Source organism: Microbispora triticiradicis (assembly GCF_005864065.1).
In the GTDB taxonomy this organism is placed as follows: domain Bacteria; phylum Actinomycetota; class Actinomycetes; order Streptosporangiales; family Streptosporangiaceae; genus Microbispora; species Microbispora triticiradicis.
Genome location: NZ_VANP01000006.1, coordinates 98,316 through 110,187 on the forward strand (window position 1 = coordinate 98,316; position 11,872 = coordinate 110,187).

Annotated in this window: 14 protein-coding genes; 5 read left to right on the plus strand and 9 right to left on the minus strand. The window is 73.1% G+C overall.

Annotated elements, in window-relative coordinates; all coding sequences use genetic code 11:
• Positions 1–27: 27 nt before the first annotated feature.
• From FED44_RS17195 to FED44_RS17205, 3 genes are all read right to left on the minus strand, one after another.
• Positions 28–303 (minus strand): hypothetical protein, encoded by a 276-nt coding sequence (locus FED44_RS17195; RefSeq protein ID WP_111700034.1) that lies wholly within the window; start codon positions 301–303, stop codon positions 28–30.
• A 101-nt stretch (positions 304–404) separates the two neighbouring features.
• Positions 405–638, minus strand: a complete 234-nt coding sequence (locus FED44_RS17200) for a DUF397 domain-containing protein (RefSeq protein ID WP_111700033.1) — start codon at positions 636–638, stop codon at positions 405–407.
• Positions 639–1,460 carry a helix-turn-helix domain-containing protein gene (locus FED44_RS17205; RefSeq protein ID WP_208759029.1) on the minus strand — a complete coding sequence of 274 codons (822 nt, stop codon included), beginning with the start codon at positions 1,458–1,460 and terminating at the stop codon, positions 639–641.
• Between the two features lie 199 nt (positions 1,461–1,659).
• On the opposite strand from FED44_RS17205, the gene FED44_RS17210 reads away from it, so the two are divergent.
• Both FED44_RS17210 and FED44_RS17215 read left to right on the plus strand, forming a co-directional pair.
• A complete protein-coding gene (locus tag FED44_RS17210) occupies positions 1,660–2,169 on the plus strand; it encodes an ATP-binding protein (protein WP_244302019.1) in 510 nt (169 codons plus the stop codon).
• A gap of 373 nt (positions 2,170–2,542) precedes the next feature.
• Complete coding sequence (locus FED44_RS17215) at positions 2,543–4,927, plus strand: helicase-associated domain-containing protein (RefSeq protein ID WP_138461290.1); 2,385 nt, start codon at positions 2,543–2,545, stop codon at positions 4,925–4,927.
• A 19-nt stretch (positions 4,928–4,946) separates the two neighbouring features.
• On the opposite strand, the gene FED44_RS17220 is transcribed toward FED44_RS17215, so the two are convergent.
• A complete protein-coding gene (locus FED44_RS17220; RefSeq protein WP_138461291.1) occupies positions 4,947–6,197 on the minus strand; it encodes an ArgE/DapE family deacylase in 1,251 nt (416 codons plus the stop codon).
• A gap of 106 nt (positions 6,198–6,303) precedes the next feature.
• On the opposite strand from FED44_RS17220, the gene FED44_RS17225 reads away from it, so the two are divergent.
• Positions 6,304–7,398, plus strand: a complete 1,095-nt coding sequence (locus FED44_RS17225; protein ID WP_138461292.1) for an endonuclease/exonuclease/phosphatase family protein — start codon at positions 6,304–6,306, stop codon at positions 7,396–7,398.
• Here the strand turns inward: FED44_RS17225 and FED44_RS17230 are convergent.
• Complete coding sequence (locus FED44_RS17230; protein WP_138461293.1) at positions 7,373–7,924, minus strand: DUF1349 domain-containing protein; 552 nt, start codon at positions 7,922–7,924, stop codon at positions 7,373–7,375. The genes FED44_RS17225 and FED44_RS17230 overlap by 26 nt on opposite strands.
• A 351-nt stretch (positions 7,925–8,275) precedes the next feature.
• Here FED44_RS17230 and FED44_RS17235 point away from each other — a divergent pair, with 351 nt between their 5' ends.
• The gene (locus FED44_RS17235; RefSeq protein WP_138461294.1) at positions 8,276–8,857 is read left to right on the plus strand and encodes an RlpA-like double-psi beta-barrel domain-containing protein; all 582 of its coding nucleotides are present in this window, start codon (positions 8,276–8,278) and stop codon (positions 8,855–8,857) included.
• 62 nt (positions 8,858–8,919) lie between these two features.
• Positions 8,920–9,240, plus strand: coding sequence for a GroES family chaperonin (locus tag FED44_RS17240; protein ID WP_111700027.1), 321 nt, complete (start codon positions 8,920–8,922; stop codon positions 9,238–9,240).
• Between the two features lie 44 nt (positions 9,241–9,284).
• Here the strand turns inward: FED44_RS17240 and FED44_RS17245 are convergent, their stop codons facing one another.
• From FED44_RS17245 to FED44_RS17260, 4 genes are read right to left on the minus strand one after another with little or no spacing between them, the layout of a single operon-like run.
• Entirely contained in the window at positions 9,285–11,006 is a 1,722-nt protein-coding gene (locus tag FED44_RS17245; RefSeq protein WP_138461295.1) for a SulP family inorganic anion transporter, read from the minus strand.
• Positions 11,003–11,332: an ArsR/SmtB family transcription factor gene (locus tag FED44_RS17250; RefSeq protein WP_111700025.1), complete on the minus strand. Its 330-nt coding sequence runs from the start codon at positions 11,330–11,332 to the stop codon at positions 11,003–11,005. The genes FED44_RS17245 and FED44_RS17250 overlap by 4 nt, the downstream gene beginning before the upstream one ends.
• A complete protein-coding gene (locus FED44_RS17255; protein WP_138461296.1) occupies positions 11,332–11,535 on the minus strand; it encodes a hypothetical protein in 204 nt (67 codons plus the stop codon). The genes FED44_RS17250 and FED44_RS17255 overlap by 1 nt, the downstream gene beginning before the upstream one ends.
• Positions 11,532–11,750 (minus strand): DUF3073 family protein, encoded by a 219-nt coding sequence (locus FED44_RS17260; protein WP_396699289.1) that lies wholly within the window; start codon positions 11,748–11,750, stop codon positions 11,532–11,534. The genes FED44_RS17255 and FED44_RS17260 overlap by 4 nt, the downstream gene beginning before the upstream one ends.
• Between the last annotated feature and the right edge of the window lie 122 nt (positions 11,751–11,872).

Genomic DNA, 11,872 nt, shown 5'->3' on the forward strand with positions numbered 1-11,872 from the left:
CGGACCAGCTCTGAATCAGCTCTGAAATCAGCTTTGCGCGACCGGCTGAGGCTGCGGCCCTCGGCCGGTCAGCCACTCAAGGACCTTGCGGTGGCCGTGGCGGGCGTCCTCGAAGTGCCCCCACCGCCAGTACCTGGGCTGCTCCCGCACCCCGGTGACCCACGTCCGGTACGCGACCGCCCTGGGCCGCCCGTCCTGCGGGTCGGCCGGGGAGGCGACGCCGTAGGTGCGGATAACCACGCGGCCGCCGGGTGCGAAGAGCACGTCGTCGGCCACCGGGTAAAGAGTCATCTGCTCCAGCACGAGGGTCCCCCTTGTGATTCTCCTGGGGTCCAATGTGCCGGATCCTTGTTACGGCGCCCGCCTTGTGGTGTTACGCCCGCGAGAAGCGAGTGAACAGAGGATTACACCAGAAGGCCGTCGAACTCGCCGTCCTTGACCCCGAGCACCAGTGCCCGGATCTCGTCCCGCGTGTAGATGAGGGCCGGCCCCTCGGGATAACGCGAGTTCCGTACGGCCACACTGCCGTCGGGAAGCTCGGCCAGTTCCACGCAGTTGCCGGTCGAGTTGCTGTGGGCGCTCTTCCGCCAGGTGACCCCGGAGAGGTCGGTTGCGGGCATCCCGTTATATGTCTGCATTCATGTCTCTCTGAGAAGATCGCCGAGGATCTCGGCAGTGCCGCCGGGCGTGGTGCTCTCCACGCACAGCTGCTCCATGGCCGTGAGGTAGGGATCGATGTCCTCACGTTTGTCCAGGTAGAGCGCACCCCAGAGCTGCTCGACGTAGACCACGTCCGAAAGATCGGACTCCGGGAAGCGGAGGATGGTGAACGCGCCTCCCTCAGCCGCGTGCATCCCGTAGCGAAGGGGCATCACCTGCAGGGTGATGTTGGGCAGCGTGGACACCTCCAGCAGGTGCTGGAGCTGTTCCCGCATCGTCGCACTCCCTCCGATGGGCCGCCTGAGCGCGGCCTCGTCGATGACGGCCCACAGCCGGGGGCCGTCCTTGCGCGTGAGCCTCTCCTGCCGCTGGAGCCGCAGGTTGACGCGTTGATCGAGCGTGTCCTCCGTGGCGTCCGGATGACCGAGCTGGATCACCGACCGGGCGTACTTCGCCGTCTGCAGCAGGCCGGGCACGAACTGCACCTCGTAGGTGCGGATCACGCTGGAGGCCTCCTCCAGGCCGACGTAGGTGACGAACCAGTTCGGCAGCACCTCGCCGTACTTGTGCCACCAGCCGGGCGTGTTCGCCTCGCGGACCATCTCCAGCAGGCCACGCCGTTCGTCGTCGTCGTGGACGCCGTACAGCGTGAGCAGGTCTTCGACGTCACGTGTCTTGAACCCGACCCTGCCGAGCTCCATCCGGCTGATCTTCGACTCCGAGGCACGGATGTGGAAGCCGGCGACCTCACGGGTCAGTCCGCGCTCCTCCCGCAGGCGTCGAAGGCTCGCGCCGAGCATGATTCGCCGAACGGTGGAACCGGATCCGGGCGGATCTATGGACACGTGCTATTCCTCCGCTTTGTGGACTGGTTCACAGTCTGTCAAAGATCGCCCCCTTCGTCCCAGTGGTGTCGGGGGTAACGGTAGCGCCTGCACAACGCGCTTGCACGTGCATTCGCTCTTGCACATGCACGGGAGTGTCCCTCATCATGATCTCGTGCAGTCCACGAACCTGACTCGTGGCCAGATTCACTGGTCGGCGCTCGACTGGTGGCCGCCTATCGGCTGGTGGCCGGAGCCCGCACGCGGCCTCCTCCAGCCCGGTTCGGCGAGCGCCAGTGCCACATTCGTCCTCCCGCCCCGCGCGGAGTCGGTCCACTCGGCACGGAGCTTCGCCGCCGGGACGCTCTCGGGCTGGGGGATGACCGACCTGCTCGACGGGATGGAGCTGGTCGTCTCCGAACTGGCCACCAACGCGCTGCGGCACGGCATGACGCTCACCTGCGACCGCCCGAGGGAGGTCATCCGGTTGTCGCTGATCCGCCGGGGACCGCACGTGGCGTGCGCGATCACCGACCCCGGGTCGAACGCGCCGGTGCTGCGGGACCCCTCCCCTTTCGAGCCGGGGGGGCTGGGGCTGCACATCGTGGAGTCGCTGAGCGCGTGCTGGGGCTGGTGTCCCCTCGTCCCGCAGGGCAAGGCGGTATGGGCCGTGCTCGCGGCCTGAGCCCCGGCCCGGAGCCGGGAAGACGGACGGAAGGCGGCGCGCCCTCCGAAAACCTAACTCCGTCGTTAGATCTTGCTGTCGCCGATCGCGGTCCGCCGGCCGAAGAGCGCTCCCGTGCAGCCCGGAATGCATGGGAGCGCCCTCCGGCCGGCGGCCCGGATTCCCCGGAACACTCCCGAAGCGTGGGCGTGGCGGGCGATGATGTGCAGACATCGGGCCGGAGCGGCCCAACAGCACGCCCGTTTCCCACTGATCGGCGGAGACATATCGTGATCCCGGAATTCGTGAGCGCGATCTGTCCACCGGTGCGCGGACCCCGCCGAGGCTGTGATCTGCACTACGGTGTCTGCCTGGGACTCCCGAGAGATCAACGATGGACGATCACATAATCGGCTGGCTGACCAGTCTTGACGAAGACAGGCTCGCCCGCGTCCTGGCCAACCGGCCGGACGCGATCGCACCGCCGTGGCCCCGGCGCATGGACGCCCTCGCGCACCGGCTGACCGACACCTTCTCCGTCATGGAGGTCATGCGCGGCCTCCCCCTGCCCCCGCTCGAACTCCTGCAGGCGTGCCTGGTCGTCGGGGGCCACCCGACGGAGGACGAACTGGCCCGCTTCCTCGGGGTGAGCACCTCCGAGGTCATCCCCTGGCTCGATCACCTCTACGACCACGCCGTCGCCTGGCCGGGCGCGGACGGGCGGATCACCCTGGCCCAGGCCGTGGCCCGCTGGTGGACCGCGCCCTGCGGCCTGGGCGAGCCGCTCGGGGCGTACCTCGACTCCTGGAAGCTCAGCACCGAGGCGCTGCGCCGGGTGTGCCGGATGCTCGACCTGCCCGGGCACGGCGGCAGGCGCCAGGTGGTCGCGCGGATCACGGCGCTGCTCGGCGACTCCGAGCGCCTGGGGGCGCTCCTCGACGACGCCCCGGACGGCACGCTCGGCATGCTCGACGACTTCGCCTGGGACGGGCCCGTGCGCAGCGTCGACGGCGACCGTTTCGTCACCCCCGGCACCCCGGAGAAATGGGCGCTCGACCGGGGGCTGCTCTTCCGCACCCAGTGGAACCTGGCCGGGATGCCCCGCGAGGTGGCGCTGGCCCTGCGCGGGCCCGACTACCGCGGGCCGTTCACGCCGTACCCGCCCGACCTGGCCACGTCCGGCGCCGACGCCGGCGCGGTCGAGCACGCGATGTGCCTGGCCGCGCCGCGGGTGCTCGACCGGGCGGCGGCGTTGCTGGAGAACATCGACAAGACGACGCTGCCGCTGCTGAAGAACGGCGGGGTCGGCGTGCGGGAGATCAAGCGGCTGGCCAGGGAGATCGGCTGCGCGGAGGACGAGACCCGGCTGCTGCTGGAGGTCTGCGCCGTCGCCCGGCTGATCGCCGTCGACGACGAGGCCGGCGGGCTGACGGTGACGGCGGGGTTCGACGCGTGGCGGCTGGAGGAGGCCCCCGCGCGGCTGTGCGTCCTGCTCGCGGGCTGGTGGCGCATGGAGCGCTCGTCGCTGCGCCGGGTGGACGGCCGTCAGCCCGCCGCGCTCGGCGACGACCCGGCGGGCGAGACGATCGCCCGGATCCGGTGGGCCCTGTTCGCCGCGCTCGCCGAGATCCCCGAGGGCAGGGCCTTCGCGACGCTCCGTGAGCTCGTGCAGCGGGTGCACTGGCGGGCCCCGCTGCTCGACCGGGAACTGCTCGCCGACTGCGCCGCGGCCGTCCTCGACGAGGCCCGCCTGCTCGGGCTCGCCGCGTGCGACATGCTCACGGGCCTCGGCCGGGCGCTGGCCCCGCTGGCCGCCGTGGCCGGGAACGAGAGCCACGAGTGCGTGCCGGAGGTCGAGCACGATCCCGGGCTCGCCGGGGCCGCCACCCACGCCATGGCGAGCGCCCAGCGGACCGCGCTGTTCGGCGCCGACCTCACCGCCGTGGTGACCGGCCCGCCGTCGGTCGAGCTCGCCGCGCTGCTCGACCGCGCGGCCGACCGGGAGTCGCAGGGCACGGCGTCGGTGTGGCGCTTCGGCCCCGCGAGCGTACGGCGGGCGCTGGACGCCGGCGACACCGCGGAGACGCTCATCGCCGGCCTGACGGAGGCCGGGACGCTCCCGCAGCCCCTGACGTACCTGATCCGGGACGTGGCGCGGCGCCACGGCGAGGTCACCGTGTCGTCCGTCGGCTGCATCATCCAGGGCTCCGATCCCGCGCTGCTCGCGGAGATCGCCGGGCACCAGAAACTGGGCAGGCTGGGCCTGCGGCTGCTGGCGCCGACCGTCCTCGCGGGCGCGGCGCCCGCCAAGGCCACGCTGGCCGCCCTTCGCGAGGCGGGATACGCCCCCGTGCCGGTGGACGACACCGGCGAGATCACGGTCAGGCGGGAGCCGCAGGGCGGGCGGCTCATCCTCCTGCCCGGCGGGCGGGTCGCCGAGCTCGATCCCCCCGCGCACCTCCTGGAACCCCCGCCCGACCCGCGCGAGCACGCCCGGCGGCTGATCGTCAGCGGCGGGCCGTCGGCCGGCGAGGCGCGCGCCCGCCAGACGTGGGCGGTCATCGGGCGGATGGCGACGCGGCTGCCCGCGGCCCAGCAGTCGCTGCTGGGCTTCGTGGTGGACCGCGACGTCCGGGCGCTCATCACGCTCGCCGACGGGGTCACCGCCACGGTCAGCCACGGCGAGCTGCGCAGCGGCGTGCTCGACGCCTGGTGCGAGGAGGCCGGCGACTACCTGGAGTTCCCCCTCAACGAGATCGCCTCCGTCGTCAACGCCTGACGACCCGGCCGCCGCCTGCTCAGCGCACGCCGCATCGGCGCAGGGCGAGCAGCGCCAGGGCGCGGGTGACGTCGCGGACCTCCCGCAGGTCCACCTGCTCGCGCGGGGCGTGCGCGAAGCGGACGTCGCCCGGGCCGTAGTGCAGGGTCGGCACGCCCGCCGCCGCGTAGAGGCGCAGGTCGCTCCCGTACGGCGCGGCCGTCCGGGACGGCGCGGCGCCGGTCGCGTCGGCGACGGCCGCGGCCGTCTCCTCCGCCAGCGGATGTCCGTCGGGCAGCCGCCCGCTGGCGAACTGCCCTCCAGGCCAGGTGACGCGCACGGGATTGTCGCGCAGCCAGGGGTCGTCGAGGGCGGCGAGCGCCGCCTCCAGGGCCGCCCGCGCCTCGGCGGGGTCCTCGCCGAGCCGCACGCCCAGCCGTCCCTCGGCCACGAGCAGGTCGGGCACCGTGCTCGCCCAGTCTCCGGCCCGCACGGTGCCGATCTCGATCGGGTACGGCACGGGGTTGCCGCCGAACAGCGCGTCGCGGTCCCGGTTCCGCTCCCGCTCCAGCTCCCGCACGGCCCGCAGGACCGGCCAGAACGCCTCGACGGCGTTGACGCCCTCGTAGCGGGTGGCGCCGTGCGCGGCCCGGCCGGCGACCTCCAGGCGGAAGGTCAGGGCCCCGGCGGTGGCGGTGATCAGCGCGCCGCTCGTCGGCTCGGTGATCACGGCCGCCTCGCCGGTGTGCCCCCTGGCCAGGGTGGCGAAGGCGCCCAGACCGCCGTCCTCCTCGCTGACGACGCAGTGGACGGCCAGCGGGCGCGCGAGCCGTACGCCGGCCCGGCGCAGCGCGCGGACGACGGCGAGGCTGGCGGCGAGACCGGCCTTCATGTCGCAGGCGCCCCGGCCGTGCAGGGTGGTCGCGGTGAGGCGGGCGCCGAAGGGGTCCTGCCCCTCCCACTTGCCCGGGTCGCCGATCGGCACGACGTCGGCGTGCCCCTGCAGGATCAGCGCGGGCACGCCCTCGCCCTCGGTGACGCCGACGACGCCGTACCCCTCGGCGCGCTCCGCCTCCGTCCCCGGGAACCCCTCGCGGGAGCGGAGATCGTCGAGGTCGAGCTTCCACATGTCGACGTCGAGGCCCCATTCGGCCAGCATGCGGGCGCACCTGTCCTGCAGGTCCGACTCGGCGTCGCTGCCGGTGACGCTCGGCACCCGGACCAGATCGGCCAGCAGGCCCACGGTCTCGGCCTCGTCGATCGCGTCCAGGACCCTCGCTTCGACATCCATGCCGAAAATGTACGGCCTGCCCGCCACGGTGTGGACACCTGAGGAGCGAGGTGTCCGGCGCGTAGGGTGGATCATCACTCCGAGCGGCTTGGCGAAGGGGCCGAGGATGACGAAGCGGACCGCCGGTGGCGGGGCGGGCTGCCGGAACCTCCTGCGCGGCCTGCTCGCCTGGCTCGTGGTCGCGCCGTTCGCGCTGTGGGCCCTGCTGCGGCTGGTGCCGGGCGACGTCCACTTCCGCTGGGTGCAACTCGTCGCGTTCACGCCGTACGCCGCCCTCGCCTCGGTCGCCGCGCCGGTGGTCGCGCTGCTCGCGCGGCGCCGGGCCGCGCTGGTCGCGGGCGTGGCGGTCACCGCCGTGCTCGTGGCCTGCGTGCTGCCCCGTGCTCTCTCCGATCCGAACGGTGCTCTCCCCGGCCCGAACGGTGCGCTGTCCGGCCCGGATCGGGCCGGGTCCGGCCCCGCCGTGCGGGCGGCGGGCGGGCAGGCCGCGCGCGGGCCGGTCCTGCGGCTGCTGTCGGCCAACCTGCTGAAGGGCTCGGTGCCGCCCGCCGCGCTGGTCGATCTCGTGCGGGCGCTGCGCCCGGACGTGCTCACCGTGCAGGAGCTGACCCCGGAGGCCCTGGAGGGCCTGCGGGGCGCGGGCCTGACCCGGCTCCTGCCGTACGGGGACGAGCGGGCGCGGGAGGGCTCGGGCGGGTCCGGGCTGTTCACCCGGTTCCCCCTGCGCCCGGAGACGCTCACCGGCCCCGGCGACTCACGGCAGGCTCAGGGCGGCGTCGAGGTGCCCGGCGCGGAGCCCGTCGGCGTCGTGTCCGTGCACCCGTGCGCACCGCGCTACGTGTCCCGGTTCACCTGCTGGGCCGACGTGCTCGCCGCGCTTCCCGAGCCGGGTGAGCAGGTGCGGATCCTCTCCGGGGACTTCAACGCGACGCTGGACCACAGCCGGGTCCGGCGCCTGCTCGACGCGGGCTACCGGGACGCGGCCGACGCGACCGGCGACGGCCTGGCCGGGACCTGGCCGTACCGGCAGTGGGACTTCAGGGGTCTGCCGGTGCCGCCCGTGACCATCGACCACGTCCTGGTGGACCCGCGCGTCGCCGTGCGGGCGTTCGGCGTCCACCGGCTGCCGGTGACCGACCACCGTGCGATCTTCGCCGAACTGGTCCTGCCCCCGGCTAGGACGTCAGCGACACCCGGGTGAAGCGGGTCTCGAACCCGTCGCCGCTCGGAGCTGCGCACATGACCCCGGCGAGGGCGGGCGTCTTCGGCGGGAAGTAGGCGAGGCGCAGCATGTGCTCCGGCTCCGCGCCGTTCACGCCGTACCGGACCGTCACGGCGTCGCCCGCGCGCTCGAAGTCGAACGTCGCGGAGACGAGGCCGGCGGGCGCGGGCGTGACGGACCAGTCGGAGAAGCCGCGCGTGACGACCACGCTGAGCTGGTGGCCGCCGTCGACGAACTCGACCCCCGCCTTGATCCAGTTCTCCTCGTCGATCCGCAGCACCGCCCCGGCCTGGTCGTACTGCTCCGCGTAGTCCGCGCCGAACGTCACCGTCAGCCGGAGGTCTCCGGCCACCTCCCGGCCGAACATGTGCGCCGTGTCGAACGAGTACCCGTAATGCGTCTTCTGCCACAGGTCGGTCCGGGCGCCGGCGACGGCCCGCAGCCCCTCCCCGTTCCCCGACCATTCGGCGGGCTCGTTGACCCAGGTGAATCCCTCGAACGCCATGACGCCCCCTTGCCTTCGCTTTGCCGGAATCTGCCTATGAGAGCGCTCTCAGGGCCTCCCGGTCAAGGACGATCTACCAAGCAGTGACTCCGTTTTGTCCTATTTACTATCTCTTTCCATATACTCGTGCCTCACATCACGTTTGACGCTTTTGCAAGCCCCACCACTCGCGTGACTCGTATCGCCCCTCCCCCAGGGGCCGCGCGCCCGATCGGCACTCGCACCCCGTCCCGGGGCTGCGTCGCGCTGCCCGGACGCGCGTACGGGGACCCGGCCCCCGGCCGGGAGCCCTCCACGACGTGCGGCCCTCCCCCCAGAGGACCGCGCCGCGAGCGACCCGAAAGGAACTCCATGCACAAGCGAGCCCGTCAGGCGGTCACCGCGGCCCTGGCCGGAACCACCCTTCTCCTCGGCACGGCCACCACGGCCGCCCAGGCCGCGGTGACGCCTCAGGCTCCGCCCACCGCGTCGCTCTCCCCCGCCGACGCGCCCCGCCCGGTCCTGGACCCGGTCGCCATCGGCTCCGCGCTCAACGCGGCCCTCCGCGCGGCCGCCGCGGACGCGAAGCGGATCGCCGCCCTTCCCTCCGGCAAGGCGACCGCCACGTCCTTCTGGGACGCCTCCACCGCCTCAGGCAAGCGCATGCGGTACGCGACGCTCGCCAGCCCCTACTGGCCCCTGGGCACGAAAGTGAAGATCACGTACAGGGGGAAGAGCGCGGTCGGGGTGGTCGAGGACTTCGGCCCGGCCGAGTGGGCCGTCGCCCAGCACGACATCCCCGCGATCGTCGACCTCTCCGAGAAGATGATGGCCGACCTGACGGGCGTCGCCTCCAACACCGTCCATGTGCGCTTCCAGGTGCTGAAGTGGGGCAAGGGCCGCGTCTACCGCCACTCGGGGACCGGCTACGACCTGGCCATGGGCCGCTCGTGAGCGCCTGACCCCCGTCCGCCTCCGATGACGGCGCCCGGGCGGCCTCCGCGTACACTGCGAGGGTGCCTGACCCGAAGTTCGAGATCCAGATGCTCCACGACCGCGTGATGGTCAGGGTCGAGCGGGAGTCCGAGGAACGGCGCAGCACCTCGGGCATCGTCATCCCGGCCACGGTCAAGATGGCCAACCGGCTGGTGTGGGGCGAGGTGTGCGGCGCGGGAGTCGGCGCGCGCACGGTCAAGACCGGCGACAAGGTCCTGTTCAACCCCGAGGACCAGTACGAGGTCGAGGTGCAGGGCCAGCTCTACCTGGTGCTGCGCGAGCGGGACCTGCACGCCGTGGCGACGCAGCAGACCGACCACGGCACCGGCCTCTACCTCTGACCCGTCGTGCGCCGCACCACCGGGTCCGCCGCCGCACTCGCCCGTCAGGCCCCACCGCCGAGATCCGCCGTGGTGGTCACGCGGCCGGTCTCCGCGGCGGCCGGGAGGAGCCCGTGGTCGTGCAGAAGGCCGCGGGCGTGAGCGATGGCGGTGGGGGTGTCGGGGAAGATCAGACCGTCGCGCCGAAGGTGACCGGCGATGCCGAGGGCGGCCAGGACCTGACCGTGTCCGGGTTTCACGCCGGAGATCAGGACGGTGATACCCCGGCGTTCCATGCGGACGATGGCGTGGCCGAGGATCTGGGCGCCGGTCGCGTCCAGGGCGGTGATCCGTGACATCCGCAGGATGACCACGCGGACGTCCGCGACTTCGGAGAGTTCGAGCAGGAAGCGGTGGGCGGCGGCGAAGAACAGCGGCCCGTCGAACCGGTAGGCGACGATGTGCTCGCTCAGCAGTCGCCGCTCCTCGGCGCTGTGGTCACCGGCGTCGAGCGGGACCTGGTCGAGCCGGGAGGTCCGGGCGACCGCGCGGAGCGCGAGCACGACGGCCAGGCCGAGACCGACGGCCACCGCGGTGACGAGGTCGAACACGACGGTCACGACGAAGGTCAGGATGAGCACGACGGCGTCGCCGCGCGTCGAGAGGGCCAGCGCGCGCAGGGAGCCGACCTCGACCATGCGGACGGTCGTGGCCAGCAGCACCCCCGCGAGCGCCGCGAGCGGGATCCGGCCGACCAGGGGGCCGGCGGCCAGCACGATCCCGGCGAGGACGGCGGCGTGGGTGAGCGCCGCCAGCCGGGACCGGGCCCCCGCGCGCACGTTCACGGCGGTACGGGCGATCGCGGCGGTCGCCGGCACGCCGCCGAGAAGGGGCGCCGCGAGGTTGGCGATGCCCTGCCCGAACAGCTCCCGGTCGGGGTCGTGTCTCTCGCCGACGCTCATCGCGTCGGCGACGGTGGCGCACAGCAGGCTCTCCAGCGCCGCCAGCGCCGCCACGGCGAGCGCGGACGGCAGGAGCGTTCCCACCATGCCGGGATCGAGGAAACCGAGCGACGGGGCGGGCAGCCCGGCCGGCAGTGCCCCGATCCGGGCGACGTCGAGCGAGAACGCCTGAGCGGCCAGCGTCGCGACCGCGACGCCGAGGAGGGAGAACGGGACACCCGGCCGCAGCCGGGCGCCGCCCAGCATCACCGCGGCCACCGCCAGCGCCATGAGCGGCGCCGCCCAGGTCGGATGGGCCGCGAAGTGCGCCACGGCTCCGGCCGCGACCTGCCACACTTTCCCGTCGTCTCCGGCGGTCACGCCGAGCGCGGCGGGGACCTGCTGCAGCGCGATGACCACGGCGATCCCGGCGGTGAAGCCCTCGACGACCGAGGTCGGCAGGAACTGGGCGAACCGTCCCGCGCGCAGCGCGGCCAGGGCCAGGAGGACCAGCCCGGCCATCAGGCCGACCATCAGCACTCCGCCGGAGCCGTAGGCGTGCACGATGGGGACGAGGACGACGGTCATGGCGCCGGTCGGGCCGGACACCTGCAGGTTGCTGCCGCCGAACACGGCCGCGAGCGCTCCGGCGACGATGGCGGTCACCAGGCCGGCTTGGGCGCCGAGCCCGGAGGAGACGCCGAACGCCAGTGCCAGCGGCAGGGCCACCACCGCGACGATCAGCCCGGCCACCAGGTCCCGGCCGGGTGAGCGGCGCGCGGCGGTCCAGTCCGACCGTCCGGGCAGCAGATCCGCGAAGCGGCGCGGCACTTCCCGGAGGTTCACCTCGTCTGTTCCAGCTCGGCGAGGAGCTCGTACTGGTCGGCCAGCAGCTCCGTGAGGATGCGGCGGGCCGCGCGCATCATCTCCGACACGTCCGCTCCGGCCAGCTCGTAGACCACGGTCGTCCCGTCGCGCCGCGCGGTGACCAGCCCCGCCCGGCGCAGCACCGCCAGCTGCTGCGACAGATTCGGCGCCTCCACCTCGATCGCGGCCAGCAGTTCCCGGACCTGCCTGGGTCCCTCACACAGCAGTTCCAGCACCCGGATGCGCAGCGGATGGCCGAGCGTCTTGAACAGCTCGGCCTTGGCCTGGTAGAGCGGGACCGGCATCACCCGGCCTCACCCTCGACCGCCGGCCCGTCCGCCGGTTCGGGTGTGACGACGACTCCGTGGGCGGCGCCCAGCCGTTCCAGTTCCTCCGCCTCCGAGGCGTGCGTCTGCACGCCGAAGTGATCGCCGTCCCGTTGTGCCGCCGCCAGCGCCCGGCGCGTCGCGGCCAGCCGCTGCCGGAGACTCTCCTCGAAGGAACTCACGCGCGCGGCTCACCTTCACGGTCCAGGTCCGCCTGGCCCGCGCCGTCGCCGGCCTCCGTACGTGCGGGTGCGGCAGGCGTCGCGTCGACGCCCAGCTCCCGCCGCAGGGACTCCAGATCGCCGCCACCGCTGTATTTCAAAGCACGAGCGACCTTCACCTGCTTGGCCTTGGCCCGGCCACGCCCCACAGCCATCGCCTCCTCGTCGGCGGACACTGTTGCCATTATAGGGAATTAAGAAACTCTGCAACTACCGGGGGGCGGCCAGGTGCGTTCGCAACTGTCGCGACGGCGGGCGGACGCGTCGCACACCCCGTCGCGCAACCCGTCGCACAACC

Bases quoted from the DNA above. Each gene is read 5' to 3' on its own strand.
- FED44_RS17235 (WP_138461294.1), top strand. From the start codon at position 8,276: ATGCACAAGCGAGCCCGTCAGGCGGTCACCGCGGCCCTGGCCGGAACC.
- FED44_RS17225 (WP_138461292.1), top strand. From the start codon at position 6,304: ATGACGAAGCGGACCGCCGGTGGCGGGGCGGGCTGCCGGAACCTCCTG.
- FED44_RS17220 (WP_138461291.1), bottom strand. From the start codon at position 6,197: ATGGATGTCGAAGCGAGGGTCCTGGACGCGATCGACGAGGCCGAGACC.
- FED44_RS17215 (WP_138461290.1), top strand. From the start codon at position 2,543: ATGGACGATCACATAATCGGCTGGCTGACCAGTCTTGACGAAGACAGG.
- FED44_RS17200 (WP_111700033.1), bottom strand. From the start codon at position 638: ATGCAGACATATAACGGGATGCCCGCAACCGACCTCTCCGGGGTCACC.
- FED44_RS17205 (WP_208759029.1), bottom strand. From the start codon at position 1,460: ATGCTCGGCGCGAGCCTTCGACGCCTGCGGGAGGAGCGCGGACTGACC.
- FED44_RS17230 (WP_138461293.1), bottom strand. From the start codon at position 7,924: ATGGCGTTCGAGGGATTCACCTGGGTCAACGAGCCCGCCGAATGGTCG.
- FED44_RS17250 (WP_111700025.1), bottom strand. From the start codon at position 11,332: ATGCCGGTCCCGCTCTACCAGGCCAAGGCCGAGCTGTTCAAGACGCTC.